The following is a 22,840-nucleotide window of genomic DNA, read 5'->3' as shown; positions in this document are numbered from 1 at the left end:
GAACGAGGCCGTGGCGACGGCAACGAGGAGGATACGAGTGGACGAGGCGACGACGAACGTGGGAGCACGGGCGGGGGAGGCGGCGGGAGTCCCCGCCGGCGCGTTCCCCCTCTCGGCCGCCCAGTTCGGATTGTGGCTCTCGCAGCAGCTGAATCCCGATGTGCCGATCAACATGGCGCAGTACGTGGATCTTCGCGGTGCACTCGACGTCGACCTGCTCGAACGCGCTCTCATCGTTGTCGGCAAGGAACTCGGTTCCGGTTACCTTCGCATCCTCGACGTCGACGGGCGTCCCTATCAGATGGTCGACCGCACGATCGACCAGTCGATGGTCCGTCTCGACTTCTCGGGCGAGTCCGACCCCGCCGCGGCCGCTCGGGCGTGGATGCAGGCCGAGTACACCGCCCCGCTCGACCTGCTCGGTGATCCCCTGATCCTCTGCGCCCTGCTCACCCTGGGGCCGGATCATCACTACTGGTACGCGCGCTGCCACCATGTCGCGCTGGACGGTCTCGGCGCGATCACGCTGATGACCCGCACCGCGGAGCTGTACACCGAGGCCCTCTCGGGCGCCGAGCTGCCCACCGAGCGCAAGGACGGGCTGTTCGAGCTCTACCAGGCCGAGGACAAGTACCGGACCTCCTCCCGCTTCGCCACCGACCGGGAGTACTGGAGCGAAATCGCGAAGGGGCTGCCGGAGCCGGTCAGCTTCGCCCCCCGCCAGGCCCCCGCGCAGGCGCTCAGCCGGGTGGCCAGCGCGCCGCTGTCCGCGGAGACCGTGGACCGGATGACCGAGGCCGGCCCGTCCTTCGCGCCCGCCAGCATCGCCGCGTTCGCCGCCTACTTCGGCCGGATGACCGGCACCGAGGACGTCCTGCTTTCGCTGCCGGTGTCCGCGCGCACCACCGCCGCGATGCGCCGCGCCGGCGGCATGGTGTCGAACGTGGTGCCGCTGCGTGTCACGGTCGGCGCGGACACCTCGATCGGCAGCCTCGTCGAGTCCGTGCAGGTGCAGCTCGTCGGCGCCCTGCGGCACCAGCGGTACCGCGCCGAGGACATCCGGCGTGATCTCGGCGTCCAGGGCGCCGAGCGGGCGTACTTCGGACCCGTCGTCAACATCATGATGGGCCTGGGCGACCTGCGCCTGGGCGAGATGACCTCGCACCTGCACGTGCTCTCGTCCGGCCCGGTCGACGACCTGATGCTCAACCTGTACGAGACGGGCACCGGCAGCACCCACATCGACTTCATCGGCAACCCGGCCCGCTACACCGACGAGGAGGTCGCGCGGCACCACGAACGCTTCTTCGACTTCCTCGCCCGGTTCGTCGCCGCCGACCCCGAGGCCACCCTCTCCGACCTCGAGTACGTCGGCGAAGCGGAGGTCGTGTGGCTGGCGGACCGGCGGGGCGAGAAGGCGACCGAGCCGCGCGTCCTCGCGGACATCCTCACCGAGAGTGCGCAGCTGCACGCCGACCGCGTCGCGGTCACCCTCGACGGCACCGAGTGGACCTACCGTGAGCTCGACGCCCGGGCCAACCGGCTCGCGCGGGTGCTCATCGACCGCGGGGTCGCGCCGGAGAGCTTCGTCGCCCTCGCCGCGCCGCGCTCGCTGGAATCGGTGCTCGCGGTCTGGGCCATCGCCAAGGCCGGTGGCGCCTACCTGCCGATCGACCCCAACTACCCGGCCGACCGCATCGCACACATGGTCACCGACTCGCAGATCGCCGAGGGCGTGACGCTGGCCGCGCACCGCGGTGACCTGCCGGACGGCGTGGACTGGCTGGTCCTCGACTCCGCGGAGCTGGGCGAGCTGTGTGCCGCGCAGTCCGCCGACCCCGTCACGGACGCCGACCGGCTCGCGCCGATCCGTCCCGCGAACCCGGCCTACGTCATCTACACGTCCGGTTCGACCGGCAAGCCGAAGGGCGTCGTCGTCCCGCACCTGGGCCTGTCGACCCTGGCGGCGGACCTGCGCGTCACCTACTCGGTCACCCCCGAGGCCCGCGTCGCGCACTTCGCGTCGCCGAGCTTCGACGCCGCGTTCGGTGAGATGCTCGCCGCGTTCGCGCACGGCGCGACCCTGGTGGTCACGCCGCCGACCGTGCTCGGCGGCGACGACCTGGCCGCGGTGCTCGCCAGCGAGCACGTGACCACGCTGGTCTCGACGCCTCCCGCCGCGCAGACCCTGAACCCCGAGGGCCTGGACGAGCTGGTCCGCGTCATCACCGGTGGCGACGTGCTCCCGCCGGAGCTCGCCGCCCGCTGGGACGGCCGTCTGCGCAACGCGTACGGCCCGACCGAGACCACGGTCATCGTCACCATCACCGATCCGCTGACCCCGGACATGCCGGTGACGATCGGTGCCCCGATGCGGGGCGTGCACGCCCTCGTCCTCGACTCGCAGCTGCGACCGACCCCGATCGGGGTGGCCGGCGAGCTGTACATCGCCAACCCGGGCCTCGCCCGCGGCTACCACGGTCGCGCCGCGCTCAGCTCCGAGCGATTCGTCGCGAACCCCTTCGGCGAGCCGGGCGCCCGGATGTACCGCACCGGCGACGTGGTCCGCTGGACCGGCGCCGGCGACCTGGACTACGTCGGCCGTTCCGACTTCCAGGTGAAGGTCCGTGGCTTCCGGATCGAGCTGGGCGAGATCGACGACGCGCTCTCGAGCCACCCCGCCGTCGACTTCGCGACCACCCAGGTGCGGACCGGTGCGGCCGGGCAGAGCCTCCTCGTCGCCTACGTGCTGCCCGTGGAGGGCGAGCAGGTCGACACCGCCGACCTGCTCGGGCACGCCGGCAGGCAGCTGCCGGAGTACATGGTCCCCGCCACGGTCGTCGTCCTCGACGAGATCCCGCTGACGGTCAACGGCAAGCTCGACCGCGCGGCGTTGCCGGAACCGCTGCCGACCGCCGCGGCCGGCGAGCACCGCGATCCGAGCACCCCGCTCGAACACCGGATCGCGGCGGTCTTCGCCCAGGTCCTCGGCCTCGATCGGATCAATGTCGACGCCAGCTTCTTCGAGCTCGGCGGCGACAGCATCATCTCGATGCAGCTGGTCTCCCGCGCGAAGGCGGCCGGTCTCTCGTTCACCGCGCGGGACGTGTTCGAGCGTCGCACCGTCGCGGGCCTCGCCGAGGTCGCCCGGATCGTCGACGACGCGGACGCCGCCGCGGCCCGGCTCGAGGAACTGCCCGGCGGTGGCGTCGGCGACGTGCCGCTCACCCCGATCGTGCGTTCGATGCTCGACCTCGGCACGTTCGCGGGCTTCGCGCAGGCACTGGTGCTCGTGCTGCCGGAGGGCGCAGCGTCCGATCAGGTGATCGCGACGGTGCAGGCCGTGCTGGACCGCCACGACATGCTGCGGTCGCAGCTGACCGGCTCCGGAACCGACGTGGCCTTCCGCGCCCTCCCGATCGGGTCGGTGTCGGCCGCGGACCTCGTCGTCGAGGTCCCCGCGGTGGCGGCCCCGGGAACCGAGGCGTTCGCGGCGCAGATCGAGACCGAGACCGCGGCTGCCGCGGGCAGGCTCGATCCCGCAGCAGGCGTGATGGCCCAGTTCGTCCGGCTCACCGCTGCGGATGCGGTCGTCGACGTGGACCGGATGCTCGCGGTCGTCCACCACCTCGCGGTCGACGGTGTGTCCTGGCGCGCGCTCGTGCCGGACTTCGCGACGGCGTGGCTGCAGATCGCGGCCGGCGCCGCTCCGGCCCTCCCCGAGGTCGGCACGTCGCTGCGCCGCTGGGCGCACGGTCTTCTCGAGGCCGCGCAGGCCCCGGAGCGGGTCGCCGAACTCGACACCTGGCGCGGGATCGTCGACGGGCCCGACCCGCTGCTCGGTGCGCGGGCCCTGGACCCGGCCGTCGACGTGGCGGCCACGGAGCAGCGCATCGAGGTCGAGCTGAGCGGCCCGACCACCGAGGCGCTGCTGACCACGCTGCCCGCGCAGTTCCGCGGCGGCGTCAACGACGCCCTGCTCGCCGGCCTGGCGATCGCGGTTGCCGCGTGGCGCCGCGACCGCGGCCAGGACTGGGCGTCCACCCTGATCGACCTCGAGGGACACGGCCGTGAGGAGGCCGTGGTCCCGGGCGCCGACCTGTCTCGCACGGTCGGCTGGTTCACCAGCGTCTTCCCGATGCGCCTCGATCTCGGCGACGTCGACCTCGACGACGCGCTGGCCGGCCGCCGGGCCGCCGCGACCGCGCTCAAGCGGATCAAGGAACAGCTGCGATCGGTGCCGGACCACGGCATCGGCTACGGGATGCTGCGCCATCTCAACGACGAGACCGCCAGCCGGATGCGCGACTGGTCACGGCCGCAGATCGCGTTCAACTACCTGGGCCGGCTCTCCGCCGGCGACATCCCCGACGAGCTGCGGTCCGTCGGCTGGATGCCGGACGGCGACTCGCTCGGCACCGGTGCGCACCGGGACGCCGACATGGCGCTGTCCGCCGCGCTGGCGATCGACGCCATCGCCGCCGACACCGCCGACGGTGTCCGCCTGAGCGCGACGTTCGCGTACGCGTCGGGGCTGCTCGACGAGAAGTCGGTGGCCGAACTGGCGCGGCTGTGGTGCCGGGCCCTCGACGGACTCGCCGCGCTCGCCGCGTCGGAGCACACCGGCGGGTACACCCCGTCCGACCTGCCACTGGTGTCGGTGACACAGGATCAGATCGAGGTGTGGGAGCGGCGGTACCCGTCGCTGACCGACGTGTGGTCGCTGTCCCCGTTGCAGTCCGGCCTGCTGTTCCACGCCACGCTGACGGACCAGTCGGTGGACGTGTACACCGCGCAGATCGTTCTCGACCTCGGTGGCGTCGTCGACGCCGACCGGATGCGCGCTGCCGGGCAGGCGCTGGTCGACCAGCATCCGAGCCTGCGGGCCGCGTTCGTCTACGACGAGGCAGGCGTCCCCGCGCAGATCGTCGTCGACGAGGCCGTGGTGCCGTTCACCACCATCGATCTGACGGACCGGAACCCGGCCGACGCCGAGGCGGAGGCCACCCGGTTGATCGACGCGGACCGGGTCGCGCGATTCGACGTCGCCGCACCGCCGCTGGTGCGGCTGCTGCTCGTTCGCACCGCCGCCGACGGGTACCGGCTGGCCATCACGAACCACCACCTGCTGATCGACGGCTGGTCGCTGCCGCTGATCCTGCAGGACCTGCTCGCGTTGTACGCGCAGGCCGGGGACCGTTCGGCGCTCGTGCGCGGTCGCTCCTACCGGGACTTCCTGGAGTGGCTCGACCGGCAGGACCCGCAGACGTCCGAGGACGCCTGGGCGCGGGCGCTGGCCGGGCTCGAGGAGCCGACCCTGATCGCGTCCGGTCACCCGGTGGCGGCGCTGCCGGTGCCGGAGGAGATCGAGGTCTCCCTGGAGGCGGAGGTCGAGGCCGGAGTGGTCGCGCTGGCCCGCGACCTCGGCGTCACCGCCAACACGATCGTGCAGGCCGCGTGGGGTGTGCTGCTGGCCCGCCTGACCGGCCGCACCGACGTGGTGTTCGGCGCGACCGTGTCCGGTCGCCCGCCGCACCTGCCGGGCATCGAGACGATGATCGGCCTGTTCATCAACACCCTCCCGGTGCGGGTGCGCCTGGACGAGGACGAGTCGATCACCGACCTGGTGCGCCGGCTGCAGGGCGAGCAGGCGGACCTGCTCGACCATCACCACACCGGACTCACGGACATCCAGCGGACCGCGGGACTCGGCGTCCTGTTCGACACGCTGGCCGTGTTCGAGTCGTACCCGGTGAACCGTGACGCGCTGGCCGCGGCCAGCGACATCGCGGGCATGCGCGTGCTCGACATCGGCGTCAACGACGCCACCCACTACCCGCTGACCCTGGTCGCGTTGCAGGATCCGGCGCTGCGCTTCACCACCAAGTTCCTGCCGACCGTGTTCGGCCGCGACGAGGTCGAACGGCTCATGGCCCGCTTCACCCGGATCCTGGCCGCGGTGGTGGCGGACCCGACCGCGGCCGTCGGCAGCGTGGAGATCCTCGACGAGGCGGAGCGGGCGGTGCTCGCACCGGTCCAAGGTCTGCCCGCCGTGGCGACCGAGCACGGCTTCGAACTCTTCGCGCAGGCGTGTGCCGCCAACCTCGAGGGGACAGCTGTCTCCTTCGGTGGCCGGGAGCTGACGTACCGCGAGCTCGACGAGCAGTCCAACCGGATGGCCCGGCTGCTGGTCGAGCGGGGCGTCGGCCCGGAAACCTTTGTGGCGCTGGGCATGACCCGCTCGCTGCACTCGATCGTCGCGATGTGGGCGGTGCTCAAGTCCGGTGGCGCGTTCGTGCCGGTCGACCCGAACTACCCGCTCGACCGGATCGAGCACATGCTCACCGACTCGGGCGCCCGGATCGGTCTGACGGTCTCCGCCGAGCGGTCCCTGCTGCCGGACGGTGACGCCGAGTGGCTGGTGATCGACACCGACGAGTTCGTGTCCCTGGCCGCGGAGCGGTCCGCCGCGCCGCTGACCGCCGCGGACCGTCGTGGCGCCTCGCACCTCGAGCAGCCCGCGTACATGATCTACACGTCGGGGTCGACGGGCCTGCCGAAGGGCGTCGTCGTCACCCGCACCGGCCTGGCGAACTTCGCGGTCGAGCAGCGCGAACGCTACGACGTCACGCCCGCGTCGCGGGTGTTGCACGTCGCGTCGCCCAGCTTCGACGCGTCGATCCTCGAGTACACGATGGCGTTCGGAACCGGTGCGACGCTGGTGGTCTCGCCTCCGACGGTGTTCGGTGGCGCCGAGCTGCACGACCTGATCGTCGCCGAGCGGGTCACGCACGCCTTCATCACGCCGTCGGCGCTCGCGTCGGTGGATCCGACCGGTCTCGACACCCTGCAGCACCTGGTCGCCGGCGGTGAGGCCGTGCCGGCCGAGATCGTCGCCCGGTGGGCGCCGGGCCGCCGACTGCACAACGGCTACGGCCCGACCGAGACCACGATCATGGCGGCCATCAGCGACCCGATGACGCCGGGCGAGCCGATCACCATCGGTGGCCCGATCCGCGGTGTGTCCCTGCTTGTCCTCGACGAGCGGCTCCGGGTGGTTCCTGTGGGAGCCACGGGTGAGCTCTACATCTCGGGTGTGGGCCTGGCCCGCGGCTATCACGACCGGCCTGCGCTCAACGCGGAGCGGTTCGTCGCCAGTCCGACCTCGCCCGGCGAGCGCATGTACCGCACCGGTGACCTGGTGCGGTGGACCGAGAATCTTACGATCGAGTACCTCGGCCGCTCGGACTTCCAGGTCAAGGTGCGCGGTTTCCGGATCGAGCTCGGCGAGATCGACGCCGCCCTGACCGCGCACCCGACGGTGGACTTCGCGGCGACCCTCGGCGTCGACAACGAGCACGGCCAGACGCAGCTCGCCGCCTACGTGCGTCCCGCGCCCGGCACGACGATCGACACCGCCGAGCTGGCCGAGTTCGTCGGCCGTTCGCTGACCGCCTACATGGTGCCCGCGGCGATCGTGGTGCTCGACGAGGTGCCGCTGACCCCGGTCGGAAAGCTCGACCGCCGGGCGCTGCCGGCTCCGGTGTTCACCTCCGCCGCAACGGAATACGTCGCGCCGGTGACGCCGGTCGAGGAGCTCGTCGCGGATGTCTTCGCGGACGTCCTCGGTGTCTCGCGCGCCGGATTGACCGACGACTTCTTCGATCTCGGCGGCAACTCGCTGATCGCCACCAAGGTCACCGCGCGGGTGAACGCCGCGCTCGGTACCGCGATCGGCGTCCGGGACCTGTTCGAGGCTCCGACGGTCGGCGGGCTGGCGTTGCGTGCCGAGCACGCCGCCACCGGCGCCGCGGACCGGCTTCCGCTGGTGGCGGGGGAGCGCCCCGCCCGGATCCCGCTGTCGCTGGCACAGCAGCGAATGTGGTTCCTCAACCGGTTCGATCCGGGTTCCGGCAGCTACAACGTACCGATGGCCATCCGGCTGTCCGGGCGGCTCGACGTCGCCGCGATGGGCGAGGCGCTGCGCGACGTGCTGGATCGGCACGAGTCGCTGCGCACCGTGTTCCCGGAGACCGCGGACGGACCGGAACAGGTGGTTCTGCCGCTTTCCGAGGTCGGTGTCGAACTGGCCTCGATCGCAGTGTCCGAGGGCGAACTGCACACGCGGGCACTGGAAATCGGCTCCGCGGGATTCGACGTCACCCGCGAGATCCCGGTGCGGGCGTACCTGTTCGAACTCGCCCCCGATCAGCACGTGCTTGCGCTGGTGATGCACCACATCGCCACCGACGGTTGGTCGCTGGCGCCGCTGGCACGCGACCTGGTGCTCGCCTACACCTCCCGTACCCAGGCGGCGCCGCCGGTGTGGGCGCCGCTGCCGGTGCAGTACCCGGACTTCGCGATCTGGCAGCGGAAGATGCTCGGCGACGAGCAGGACCCCCAGTCGCTGTCGGCGCGCCAGATCGACTTCTGGACGCGCGAACTGGCGGGCCTGCCGGACGTGCTGGAGTTGCCTGCCGATCGTCCACGTCCCCTCGTCCGGTCGGGCAACGGTGCGCGCGTGCAGTTCTCGCTGGACGCGCAGACCCGCCGCGCCGTGGACGAGCTTGCGCACGCGCACCGCTCGACGCCCTTCATGGTGCTGCAGTCCGCGCTCGCGGTGCTGCTGTCGCGGGTGTCCGGCGAGTCCGACATCGCGGTCGGCACACCCGTCGCCGGCCGTGGCGAGAAGGCGCTCGACGAGCTGGTCGGCATGTTCGTCAACACCCTGGTGCTGCGCACCGAGGTGGACGGCGCGGCCTCGTTCACGGATCTGCTCGCGCAGGTCCGCGGCCGTGACCTGGCCGCGTTCGAGCACGCCGACGTGCCGTTCGAGCGGCTGGTCGAGGTGCTCAACCCCGTTCGCTCCGCCGCACACTCGCCGCTGTTCCAGGTGCAGTTCGCGCTGGAGAACTTCACCGATCCCCGCATCGACCTGCCGGGGCTGACCGTCGCCGCCGAGGGCATCAGGACCGCGGTGTCGAAGTTCGACCTCGCGGTCACCGTCACCGAGCGCGCGAGTGCCGGTTACGACGTGACGTTCCTGTACGCGACCGACCTGTTCGACGAGTCGACGATCGCGCGGTACACCCGGTGGTTCACCCGGCTGCTCCACGCGGTGGTCGCGGATCCGGCCGTCGCGGTCGGTGACGTGACCCTGCTCGGTGCCGACGAGATCGCCGACGTCACCGCACTCGGGTCGGCGCATGCCGTCCCGACCCGCTCCGGACTGCTGTTGGACGACTTCCACGCCCAGGTGCTGCGCACGCCGGATGCGGTCGCCGTCTCCGACGACGACCGGTCGCTGACGTACGCCGAGTTCGAGGCCCGGGTCAGCCGTGTCGCGCGGGCCCTCGTCGGCCTCGGTGTGGGACCGGAAGCCACCGTCGCGGTGGCGATGCGCCGGTCCGTGGAATCGCTCGTCGCCGCGTACGCGGTCGTCGAGGCCGGCGGTGCGTACGTGCCCGTCGACCCCGAGCAGCCGCTCGACCGCAACGAGTACGTGCTCGACGCCGCCGCACCGGTGTGCGTCCTGACCTCCGCCGCGGACGAGGCAGGCCTGCCGCTGGACGGACGCCGCGTCCTGCGGGTCGACGAGGTCGACGAGTCCGGCTCGGCCGTGCCGCTGACCGACGCCGACCGGCGTTCGGCCGTGCACCCCGAGCACCCCGCGTACGTGTTCTTCACCTCCGGTTCAACCGGTCGTCCGAAGGGCGTCGTGGTCTCGCACCGCGCGGTCACCGCGCACCTGCGGTGGATTCGCGACGAGGCCGAGCTCTCGGAACAGGACGTGCTGCTGCACAAGTCGGCGCCGACCTTCGACGTCGCTGTGTGGGAGTCGTTCATCGGACTGCAGACGGGCGGCCGGATCGTGGTCGCGCGGCCGGACGGTCACCGTGACGCCGCCTACCTCGCGGACCTGATCGCGCGTGAGCGTGTCACCGTCGCGCATTTCGTCCCGTCGATGCTCGAGGTCTTCCTCGGTTCCGGCCTTCCGCTCGCCGATTCGCTGCGGTTCGTCCGCGTCGGCGGCGAGGCGATCTCGTTCGCGCTCGCCGAACGCGCCGCCGCCGCGGGTGTGCGGGTGCGCAACGGTTACGGGCCGACCGAGACCGCCGTGACGGTGACCGTCGCCGACGAGTTCGACCCGGCCACCCGGGTTCCCGGCTCGATCGTGCCGATGGGCCGACCCGGCGCGAGCGTGCGCGCGCACGTCCTCGACAGCCGTCTGCACCCGGTTCCGGTGGGCGTCGGGGGAGAGCTCTATCTGTCGGGTGACCAGGTCGCCCGAGGCTACCTGGGGCGCGTCGACCTGACCGCCGAACGCTTCGTGGCCGACCCGTTCGCCACCGGCGAGCGCATGTACCGTACCGGCGACCTGGTGCGGTGGAACGCCGCCGGTGAGCTGGAGTTCCTGGGCCGCACCGACTTCCAGGTCAAGTTGCGTGGCCAGCGCCTCGAACCCGGTGAGGTCGAGGCGGCGCTGCGCGCCGACACCACCATCGCCCGCGCCGCGGTGATCGTCCACCAGGACGAGCGGGTCGGTGCCCAGCTGGTCGCCTACGTGGTCACCGTGGACGGCGCGGCCGCGGACGCCGCGGCGCTGCGGCACGCGCTCGAGAAGACCCTTCCGCGGTACATGGTGCCGTCGGCGATCATGACGCTTCCCGACCTGCCGCTCAGCGCGGCGGGCAAGCTGGACCGCCGCGCACTGCCTGCGCCGTCCTTCGACGCCGCGGTCGGCGCCTACATCGCACCCCGCACGCCGGTCGAGGAGATCGTCGCCACGATCTTCGCCGAGGTCGTCGGCGCACCGCGGGTCGGCGCGACCGACAACTTCTTCGATCTCGGCGGCAACTCGCTGATCGCCACCCAGGTGATCTCCCGCGTCAACGCCGCCTTCGGGACCGGGCTCGGAGTGCGCGAGATCTTCGACGCGCCGACCGTCGCCGAGCTCGCCGTGCGTGCCGAGGCCGGAGACGAGGCCGCGCCGCGGCCCGCGCTGACCGCCCGCGACCGCAACGGCGAGGTGCCGCTGTCGCTGGCACAGCAGCGGATGTGGTTCCTCAACCGGTTCGACCAGGCGTCGGCCGCCTACAACATGCCGTTCGCGATCCGCCTCACCGGCGAGCTCGACGTGCCGTCGCTGCGCGCGGCGATGCGTGACGTGCTGGACCGGCACGAGACCCTGCGCACGGTGTACCCGGACTCGGTGTCGGGCCCGCACCAGGTGGTGCTGCCCGCCGAGCAGGTCGCGGCGACCGCGGACCTCGAGGTCGTCCGGGTCGCCGAGGGCGAGCTCGAACGGGAGGTGGTCGCGCTGGCGACCGCCCCGTTCGACGTCACCGCGGCCCCGCCGCTGCGGGTACGGCTGCTCGCCACCACCACTGCCGACATGGACGGCACCGCCGTCGCCGAATACGTGCTGGTGTTCGTCCTGCACCACATCTCGTTCGACGGCTGGTCCTCGGCGCCGCTGGCCCGGGACCTGATGATCGCGTACACCGCGCGCACCGCGGGGGAGGCGCCGGCCTGGGCCCCGCTGCCGGTGCAGTACGGCGACTTCGCGATCTGGCAGCGCGAGCTGCTCGGCGACGAGAAGGACCCGCAGTCGCTGGCCGCGCGGCAGCTGGACTACTGGCGCACCGCGCTCGCGGACCTGCCCGACCTGCTGGAACTGCCCACCGACCGGCCACGTCCGGCGCAGCAGTCTTACCGGGGCGGCGACGTCGCCTTCAGCCTCGACGCCGCGCTGCACGCGCGCCTGATCGAGGTTGCGCGGCAGACGAATTCGACGCTGTTCATGGTCGTGCACGCCGCCCTGTCCGTGCTCCTGGCCCGGTTGTCGGGCAGCGAGGACATCGCGGTCGGCACCCCGATCGCGGGCCGCGGCGAGGCCGCGCTCGACGACGTGGTCGGCATGTTCGTCGGCACCCTGGTGCTGCGGACCGAGGTCGACGAGAACGCCTCGTTCGCGGACCTGCTCGGTCGGGTCCGCGAGGGCGACCTGGCCGCGTTCACGCACACCGACATCCCGTTCGAGCGGCTCGTCGAGGCGCTGAACCCGACCCGGTCGGCGGCCTACCACCCGCTGTTCCAGGTGTCGCTGTGGTTCCAGAACATCACCCGCGCCGCCCTCGAGCTGCCGGGCCTGACGGTGGCGCCCGCCGAGTTCGAGACCGGCCAGTCCCGGTTCGACCTGCAGCTGACCGTCACGGACACCACCGACGCCCAGGGGGCGCCCGGTGACATCGACATCGTGCTCACCTACGCGAGCGACCTGTTCGACCGGTCGACCGCGGAGACCTTCGCCCGCCGGTTCACCGCCGTCCTCGACGCCGTGGCCGCCGATCCCGCGGTCGCGGTGGGTGACATCGCGCTCGTCTCCGAGGACGAGCGCACCCTGGTCCTCGACACCTGGAACGACACCGCGCACGAGGTGCCGGAGGTCGCGGCCGGGGCGGACACCCTCGCCGCACTGTTCGACGCGCAAGTGGCCCGCACCCCGGATGCGGTGGCCCTCGTGTTCGAGGGCGAGCAGCTGACGTACGCCGAGTTCGACGCGCGGGCGAACCGCCTCGCACGGCACCTCATCGGTCTGGGCGTGGGTCCGGAATCGGTTGTGGGCCTGTCGATTCGCCGTTCCATCGATTTGCTCGTCGGCATGTACGCGATCCTCAAGGCCGGTGGCGCCTACGTGCCGCTGGACCCGGACCACCCGGCCGAGCGCAACGGCTACGTCCTGGACAGTGCGGCACCGGTGTGCGTGCTGACCACCTCCCGCGACGCCGACGCGCTGCCCGCCGACGCGCCCGCGCTGCGGATCGACGAGATCGACACCGCCGCCCTCGACGCCGCCCCGGTCACCGACGCGGACCGGATCACCCCGCTGCGCCCGGAGCACCCGGCGAACCTGATCTACACCTCCGGCTCCACCGGTCGGCCCAAGGGCATCTCGGTGCCGCATGCCGGCCTGGTCAACCAGCTGCGCTGGATGCAGGCGGAGTACGCGCTCACCACCGACGACGCGGTGATGCTCAAGACCCCGATGACGTTCGACGTCTCGGTGTGGGAGTTCTTCTGGACGCTGCAGACCGGCGCCCGGCTCGTCATCGCCCGCGCGGACGGGCACCGCGACCCCGAGTACCTGTCGGGGCTGATGGTCGACGAGAACGTCACCGTGGTGCAGTTCGTGCCCTCGATGCTGGCGATGTTCGTGTCGAATTCGTCTGCGCGCATCCCGGATTCGGTGCGCGCGGTGATCGCGATCGGTGAGGCGCTGCCGATCGAGACCGCCGAACGGTTCCGGGCGCTGGCGTCCGCGCCGCTCGACAACCTGTACGGCCCGGCCGAGGCGTCCCTCGCCGTCACGTACTGGCGGCACACCGCCGACGACCGGGGCGTCGTGCCGATCGGCGTCCCGATGTGGAACACCCGTCTGTACGTGCTCGACTCGCGCCTGCAGCCGGTTCCGGTGGGTGTCGCGGGTGAGCTGTATCTGTCGGGCGTCCAGCTGGCACGCGGTTACCAGGGCCGGGTCGACCTGACTTCGGACCGCTTCGTCGCCGACCCGTTCGGCGCCGCCGGTGACCGGATGTACCGCACCGGCGACCTGGTGCGTCACCGGGCCGATGGGGTGCTGGAGTACGTCGGCCGCACCGACTTCCAGGTCAAGGTGCGCGGCAACCGGATCGAGCTCGGCGAGATCGAGGCGGCGCTGCTGTCCGCGCCGGGCGTCAGCCAGTCCGTCGTGGTGGTTCGCACCGACGCGCACACCGGCGACCAGCTCGTCGGCTACGTCGTGCCGACCGGCGAGTGGGAGGTCACCGGCGACGCCGTGGCCGCGCACGCCGCGCAGTCGCTGCCGTCGTACATGGTGCCCGCCGCGGTCATGGTGCTCGACGAGTTCCCGCTCAACGGCAGCGGCAAGCTGGACCGGAAGGCATTGCCGGAGCCCGTGTTCGACCTCGTCACGGCGGAGTACGTTGCGCCGCGCGACCCGGTCGAAGAGGTGGTCGCCGGCGTGTTCGCCGACGTGCTCGGCGTGCCGCGGATCAGCGTGGAGGAGAGCTTCTTCGACGCCGGCGGCAACTCGCTGGTCGCGACCCGGGTGGTCTCGCAGGTCGGCGAGGCGCTCGGGATCCGCGTCGGGGTCCGGGACCTGTTCGAGGCCCCGACCGTCGCGCAGCTCGCGGCGCGGCTGGAGCTGTCCGACCGTCGGGACCGCCCGGCGCTGGTGCGTCAGGACCGCGGCGCGGCGGTGCCGCTGTCGCTCGCCCAGCAGCGGATGTGGTTCCTCAACCGCTACGACCCGTCCTCGCCCGCGTACAACCTGCCGTTGCCGGTCCGTCTCGTCGGCGGGCTCGACGTCGACGCGATGCGGGCCGCGGTGGCCGACGTGATCGAACGGCACGAGTCGCTGCGCACGATGTTCCCGGATTCCGAGTCCGGCCCGCACCAGGTGATCGTGCCCACCGGCACGGTGGTGCCCGACCTGACTCCGGTCGAGGTGGACTCGGCGGGGCTGTCCGCCGCCGTCGCCGAGACCGTGACCCGCGGCTTCGACGTGACCGTCGAGGTGCCGCTGCATGCTCGGCTGCTTCGCGTCACCGACGGCGACGCCCGAGGCGAGCACGTGCTCGTCCTCGTGCTGCACCACATCTCGGGTGACGCACTGTCGATGACTCCGCTGGCCCGCGACGTGATGGTGGCGTACGGCGCCCGGCTCGCGGGAGAGGTGCCCACCTGGGCGCCGCTCGACGTCCAGTACGCCGACTACAGCATCTGGCAGCGGGCGGTGCTCGGCGACTCGGCCGACCCGCAGTCCCTCGCCGCCGGACAGATCGACCACTGGCGCCGGACCCTCGACGGGCTGCCGGACCGCCTCGACCTGCCGACCGACCGCCCGCGTCCGCCCGCGCAGTCCATGCGGGGCGCCGACCACCGTTTCGCTCTCGGGGCGGAGCTGTACGCGGAGGTCACCGCCTACGCGCGCCGCCGTGGCGTGACGCCGTTCATGGTGGTGCACGCCGCCTACGCGACGCTGCTCGCGCAGCTGTCCGGCACCGACGACATCGCCGTCGGCACCCCGGTCGGCGGCCGGGGGGAGCGGGCACTCGACGACCTCGTCGGCATGTTCGTCAACACCCTCGTGCTGCGCACCGCGGTGGACCGCGGTGAGAGCTTCGACGGCCTGGTCGCCCGTGTCCGGGCCACCGACCTCGCCGCGTTCGAGCACGCCGAGATCCCGTTCGAGCAGCTGGTGGACGTGCTCGACGTGCCGCGTTCGACGGCGCACTCGCCGCTCTTCCAGGTGGCGCTGGCGTTCCAGTCGCCGACGCGGTCCCGGTTCGAGCTGGCCGGTCTCGACGTCGACGCTCTGGAGGCGCCGACCGGCTCGGCCAAGTACGACCTGATGCTGACCGTGCTCGAGCGGGCGGATGCCGGCGCCGACGCGGTGCTGACCTACGCGACCGACCTGTTCGACGCCGCGACCGTGACGCGGTTCGGGGAGCGGCTGTGTCTGCTGCTCGCCACGGCACTGGCTGCGCCGGCCACCCCGGTCGGCGATCTCGCGGTGCTCGATGCGGCCGAGCGATCCGCGCTGACCACCGCCCGTGGCGCCGATGCCACGGCGCCGCGGACGCTGGCGCAGATTCTTGCCACCGCGGCGGCGGAGAACGCCGACCGCACCGCGATCGAGTTCGCCGGCGAGCACGTCACCTACGCGGGGCTCGCGGCCCGGTCCAACCGGCTGGCGCGGCACCTGGTCGACCTCGGTGTCGGGCCGGACTCCATGGTGGCGCTGGCAATTCCGCGTTCGGTGGACGCGATCGTGGCGATCTGGGCGGTCGCCGCGACGGGTGGCGCCTATGTGCCGATCGACCCGAAGCTGCCTGCCGACCGGATCACCCACATGGTGACGGACTCCGGTGCGGTGCTCGGCCTGACCACCGCCGAGTTCCACGCCGCGCTGCCGGAGGCGGCCCGCCCCGCGGGTGGCTGGCTCGAGCTCGACGACACGGCGCTCGCCGCGGGCGTAGCGGCCCGGTCCGCGGCGCCGCTGACCGACGCCGACCGCACCGCCGCGCTGTCGGTGGACCACGTCGCGTACATGATCTACACCTCAGGCACCACCGGTCTGCCCAAGGGCGTCGCGGTGCCGCACCGCGGCCTGGCCTCGCTGACCGCCGACGTCGTCGACCTCTACGGGACCTCCACCGCCTCGCGGGTGCTGCAGTTCGCGGCGATCAGCTTCGACGCCGCGGTCGGCGAGATGCTCTCGACGTTCGGGGCAGGCGCCACCATGGTCATCGCCCCGACCGACCTGTACGGCGGCGCCGAGCTCGCCGGCTTCATCCGCGACCAGCGGATCACCCTGGTCGTCGGCACCCCGACGGGCGTGCAGACGATCGACGCCACCGGTCTCGATCTCGTCGAGCGGGTCGTCGTCGGTGGTGACGTGTGTCCGCCGGAGCTGGCGGCCCGCTGGGGTGGCCGGCTGCGCAACGCGTACGGCCCGACCGAGACGACCGTCATCGTCACCATCACCGAACCGCTCGCGCCGGGCACGCCGATCACCATCGGCGCGCCGATGCGCGGCGTGCACGCCCTGGTTCTCGACTCGCGGCTGCGCCCGGTGCCGGTGGGCACCCCCGGCGAGCTGTACATCACCAATGCCGGTCTCGCCCGCGGCTACCACGCCCGCTACGGCCTGACCTCCGAACGCTTCGTCGCCAACCCGTACGGCGCTCCCGGCGAGCGGATGTACCGCACCGGCGACGTGGTCCGGTGGACCGGTTCGATGGACCTGGCGTACGTGGGACGTTCGGACTTCCAGCTCCAGGTGCGTGGTTTCCGCGTCGAGCTCGGCGAGATCGACGCCGCCCTGTCCGCACACCCGGCGGTGGCGTTCGCCGCGACCGTGGGCCGCCCCGGCCCGGCGGGTGACCTCGCGCTGGTCGCGTACGTCCAGCCGGTGGCCGGGACGGCACTGGACGCCGACGCCCTCGCGGCGCACATCGCGAAGACCCTGCCGCCGTACATGGTGCCTGCGGTGATCATGGTGCTCGACGAGGTGCCGCTCACCGCCCTCGGCAAGCTCGACCGGTCCGCGCTGCCCGCCCCCGAGTTCGCCGGTGCCGCGGTGTACGTGGCACCGCGCGGCGACGTCGAGACCGGAATCGCCGAGGTGTTCGGCCGGATCCTGAACGCGGAGCGCGTCGGAGCCACCGACGATTTCTTCGACCTCGGCGGCAACTCGCTGGTCGCGACTCGCGTTGTCGGACAGGTCAATCAGGCCTTCGGTACCGCGATCGGCGTGCGCGACCTGTTCGAGGCGCGCACCGTCGCCGAGCTCGCGGCCCGGGTCGTGCGGGGCGGCGACAGCACGCGGCCCGCGCTCGTCGCGCAGCCCCGGGACGGCGCCGTTCCGCTGTCGCTCGCACAGCAGCGGATGTGGTTCCTCAACCGGCTCGATCCGGAGTCGGCGGCCTACAACATTCCGCTGGCGGTCCGGTTGTCCGGTTCGCTCGACGTGGCGGCGCTGCGCGCGGCGCTGCGTGACGTGGTCGGCCGGCAGGAGACGCTGCGCACCGTCTACCCCGATTCTGCGGACGGTGGCCACCAGGTCGTGCTCGACCTCGATGCCGTCGAGCTCGACGTCGCGGCCGAGTCGATCGCGGCCGAGCAGCTGGTCGAGCGCATCACCGCGCTCGCGACCGAAGGCTTCGACGTGACGGCGGAGGTCCCGGTCCGGGCCGCGCTGCTCGAACTGGCCACCGATCGCGACGTCCCGGACGAGCACGTTTTCGTGCTGGTGATGCACCACATCGCCGCGGACGGTGTCTCCCTGACGCCACTGGTGACCGACCTGATGACCGCCTACGCGGCCCGCCTCGACGGGCAGGAGCCGCAGTGGACCGCGCTGCCGGTGCAGTACGCCGACTACGCGATCTGGCAGCGCGAACTGCTCGGCGACGCCGAGGACCCGCAGTCCCGGGCGGCCGCACAGCTGTCGCACTGGACGGGCGCGCTGGCCGGGCTGCCCGACCAGCTCGACCTGCCGACCGACCGGCCGCGGCCCGCCCGCGCCTCGATGCGCGGCGGCCGGGTCGAGTTCGCGATCGACGCCGAGGTCCACCGCGCGGTCGCCGCGATCGCGCGGGCCCAGGGCGCCACCGTGTTCATGGTCATGCACGCCACCCTCGCGGTGCTGCTTGCCCGGTTGAGCACCACCACGGACATCGCGATCGGCACCGCGGTCGCCGGCCGCGGGGAGCCCGAACTCGACGCGCTGGTCGGCATGTTCGTCAACACCCTGGTGCTGCGCACCCGGGTCGAGCCGGAAACCGACTTCGCCACCCTGCTCGAGCACACCCGCACCACCGACCTCGCCGCGTTCGCGCACACGGAACTGCCGTTCGAGCGGCTCGTCGACGTGCTCAGCCCGTCTCGGTCGCAGTCGCACCATCCGCTGTTCCAGGTGGCGATCGACTTCCAGAGCGCCACGGACGTGCGGCTCGAACTGCCCGGCCTGACGATCTCCCCGGAGGAGATCAGCGCGGACGTCGCGAAGTTCGACCTGCAGCTCTCGCTGAGCGAGCAGGTGGACACCGACGGCCGACCGGACGGCATGCAGGCGGCGTTCACCTACGCCACCGACCTGTTCGACCCCGCCACGGTGCGCACGTTCGCGGACCGGCTGGTGCGGATCTTGTCGACCGTGGTCGTCGATCCGACCATCCCGGTCGGTGACGTGCCGATCCTCGACCCGCGCGAGGAGCACGAACTCGCCGGCGTCGCCGGTCCTGAGGGGCTCCCGCCCCGCACCCTCCCGCAGATCCTCGCGGCGGCCGTCGCGGTCGATCCGGCGCGCGACGCCGTCGACGCCGGGGACACCCGGATCAGCTACCGCGATCTCGATGCCCGCTCGAACCGTCTGGCCCGGCTCCTGATCGACCGGGGTGTGGGTGCCGGCTCCTTCGTCGCCATCGCGATGCCGCGCTCGATCGACACCGTCGCCGCGGTGTGGGCGATCGCGAAGGCGGGGGCCGCCTTCCTGCCGGTCGACCCGAACTATCCGGCCGAGCGCATCGCGCACATGCTCACCGATTCCGGCGTGGCCGTGGGTGTCACGACGTCTCGCCACCGCGCCGCACTGTCGGATCGGGTGGACTGGCTCGTCCTCGACGAGGATGTCGACGCGATCGCCGCCGGGTCCGACGAGGCCGTCGAGCCGGCCCGGCCGGTGCAGGTCGACGACGCCGCGTACGTGATCTACACGTCCGGCTCGACCGGCCAGCCGAAGGGCGTGGTGGTCACCCACCGCGGCCTGGCCGATCTCGTGGCCGAGCAGCGTGCCCACATGCTCATCGAACCGGGCTCGCGCACACTGCAGTTCGCGTCCCCGAGCTTCGACGCGTCGGTGTTCGAGATGCTGATGGCGTTCGGCAGTGCGTCCACCATGGTGATCGCCCCCGCCGACCTGTTCGGCGGTGTGGAGCTCTCCGAGTTCCTGCTGAGCCGGCGGGTGACCCATGCCTGCATCACCCCTGCCGCGCTCGCCGCGGCCGACCCGACCGGCCTCGACACCCTGCGTGTCCTGGCGGTCGCGGGTGACGCGTGCCCGCCGGAACTGGTGGCCCGCTGGGCGCCGAACCGCACGATGCTGAACCTGTACGGCCCGACCGAGGCCACCGTGTGGTCGACGGTGTCGGCGCCGCTGCAGGCCGGTGAGCCGATCACCATCGGTGCCCCCACCCGCGGTTTCCGGGTCGCCGTCCTCGACGGCCGCCTGCGGCCGGCGCCGGTCGGCGTCGCGGGCGAGCTGTACCTGTCCGGTCCGGCGCTGGCGCGCGGCTACCACGCGCGTGGGCCGCTGACGTCGGAGCGCTTCGTCGCCAACCCGTTCGGGCGTCCCGGCGAGCGGATGTACCGCACCGGCGACGTGGTGCGCTGGACCGCCGAGGGCACCCTCGAGTACGTCGGCCGGTCCGACTTCCAGGTCAAGGTGCGCGGGTTCCGCATCGAACTCGGCGAGATCAGCGGCGTGCTGGCCTGCCACGAGAGCGTCGGCTTCGTCACCACCGAGGGCGTCACCGCCCCCGACGGCGGCACCGTCCTGGTCGCCTACGTGCTGCCTGCGGCCGGGCGCACGGTGGACGAAGACACGCTGCGCGCCTTCGCGGCGGAGTTCCTGCCCGCGTACATGGTGCCGTCGCACGTGATCGGGCTCGCCGAGGTCCCGCTGACCCCGGCGGGCAAGCTGGATCGGCGCGCCCTGCCGAAGCCGGAGTTCGTCACCCCCGGCGTCGACTACGTCGCGCCGCGCTCCCTCACCGAGGAGATCGTCGCCGGTGTCTTCGCCGAGGTGCTCGGCGTGGACCGGGTCGGCGTGACCGCGAGCTTCTTCGACCTCGGCGGCAACTCGCTGTCCGCAACCAAGGTCACCGCCCGGGTCGGCGCCGCGCTCGGCGTGCGGATCGGGGTGCGCGAACTGTTCGACGCCCCGTCCGTCGCGGAACTCGCGGCACGCGTGGAACATTCGTCGACCGTGGAGGCGCCGGCGCTGACCGCGACGGCGCGGCCGCAGCGGATTCCGCTGTCGCTGGCGCAGCGTCGGATGTGGTTCCTCAACCAGTTCGACACCGACTCGGCGGCCTACAACGTGCCGATGGCCGTTCGACTGTCCGGTGACCTCGACGTCGCCGCGCTCGAACGGGCCGTGGCCGACGTGCTGGCCCGGCACGAGGTGCTGCGGACGGTGTACCCGGACTCGGCGGACGGTCCGTACCAGGAGATCCTGCCGATCTCGGACCTGCCGGTGTCCCTGACCCCGGTCGCGGTGGTCGAGTCCGAGGTCGTCGGTCGTGCGGTCGAGCTGATCTCCCGCGGCTTCGACGTCACCGCTGCGCCGCCGGTGCGGGTCACGCTGCTGCAGACCTCGCCGACCGAGCGGGTGCTGGTCGTGGTGATGCACCACATCGCCGCCGACGGTGCCTCGGTGGCGCCGCTGGCCCGCGACATCATGGTGGCCTACGGTGCCCGCGCGCACGGTGGCGCGCCGCAGTGGGCCGCCCTGCCCGTGCAGTACGCGGACTACGCGATCTGGCAGCGCGAGACCCTCGGTGCGCCGGACGATTCCGAGTCGCTGATCGCCAAGCAGAGTGCGTACTGGCGGGAGCGGCTCGCAGGACTGCCCGAGGTGCTCGATCTGCCGATGGACCGGCCGCGTCCCGCGGTGCAGTCCACGGCCGGTGCGAACGTCGAGTTCGTCATCGACGCCGACACCCACGCCCGGCTCCTGGACGTGGCCCGCAGCCGCGGCGCCAGCCTGTTCATGGTGCTGCACTCCGCGCTCGCGGTGCTGCTCGCGCGCCTGGGCCGCGAGTCCGACATCGCGATCGGCACCCCGGTCGCCGGTCGCGGCGAGCAGTCCCTCGACGACCTCGTCGGCATGTTCGTCAACACACTGGTGCTCCGCACCGAGGTGGATCCGGGGGCGACGTTCGAGTCGCTGATCGAGGCGGCCCGCGAGACCGACCTGTCCGCGTTCACCCACGCGGACATGCCCTTCGAGCAGTTGGTCGAGGTGCTCGCGCCGACCCGGTCGACGGCGTACTCGCCGCTGTTCCAGGTGATGTTCACGATGCAGAACAACACCCAGGCGACCTTCGAGCTGCCCGGACTGGCCGTGAGCGGACTGACGTCCGACTTCGACGTCGCCAAGTTCGACCTGCAGCTGACCGTCGGCGACGCGCGCGACGAGGACGGCTCGCCCGCCGACCTGACCTCCACCCTGAGCTACGCGACCGCGCTGTTCGACGAGGCGACGGTGCGCGGCTTCGCCGACGCCTACCTGCGGATCCTGGCCGCCGTCGCCGCCGACCCGCAGGTCGTGGTCGGTGACGTGGAGATCGCCGGTGCCGCGGACCTGTCCGCGATCGCCGCGGTCAACGCGACGGCGCACCCGGTGGCCGAGGCCACCCTGGTCGACCTGTTCGACGCTCAGGTCGCCCGCACCCCCGACGCGGTCGCGCTGGTCTTCGAGGGCGAGCGCCTGACCTACGCCGAGTTCGACGCGCGCGCGAACCGTTTGGCGCGCAAGCTGATCGACGCCGGCGTCGGTCCGGACGTGCTCGTCGCCCTGGCGGCGCGCCGGTCGGTGGAGCTGCTGGTCGGCATGTACGCGGTGGTCAAGGCCGGTGGTGCCTACGTGCCGGTGGACCCCGACCATCCCGCCGACCGGACCCGGTACGTGCTCGAGTCCTCCGCGCCGGCCGTCGTGCTCACCGGTGGTGACGTCGACCTCGACGTGCCTGCAGGCACCACGATCTGGTCGCTCGACTCCCTCGACACGAGCGGATACTCGGACGCCCCGGTTGTCGACGCGGAACGTGTTGCGCGGCTGCGTGATTCGAACACCGCCTACGTGATCTACACGTCCGGGTCCACCGGCCGCCCGAAGGGTGTCGCGGTGCCGCACGCGGGCATCGTCAACCGCCTCGAGTGGATGCAGGCGCAGTACCCGATGGGGCCCGAGGACACGGTAGTCCAGAAGACGCCGTCGACCTTCGACGTCTCGGTGTGGGAGTTCTTCTGGCCGCTGCAGGTTGGTGCCACCCTGGTGATCGCACGCCCGGACGGGCACCGCGATCCGCTGTACCTGGCGGAGCTCATCGAGGCGGAGTCCGTCACGACCGCCCACTTCGTCCCGTCGATGCTGTCGGCCTTCACGTCCGTGGTCGACGCCGGGCGGGTGCCGTCCCTGCGTCAGGTCTTCTGTTCCGGCGAGGCACTGACACCGCAGGCCGCGCAGGCGTTCGCCGGCCTGAGTGCG

General features: G+C 72.2%; 1 protein-coding gene (only partly in view). It reads left to right on the top strand.

Going from position 1 to position 22,840, the window contains the following annotated elements:
* Positions 1–37: 37 nt before the first annotated feature.
* A protein-coding gene (locus ACWEPG_RS08875) for a non-ribosomal peptide synthase/polyketide synthase (RefSeq protein ID WP_452594273.1) crosses the window boundary here: on the top strand, positions 38–22,840 show its 5' portion. Its footprint extends 20,742 nt past the window's final position; only the first 22,803 of its 43,545 coding nucleotides appear in the window; it begins with the start codon at positions 38–40; the stop codon falls past the right edge of the window.

The organism is Rhodococcus sp. NPDC004095, from assembly GCF_053604015.1.
This window is presented reverse-complemented; position numbering and strand designations above follow the sequence as displayed.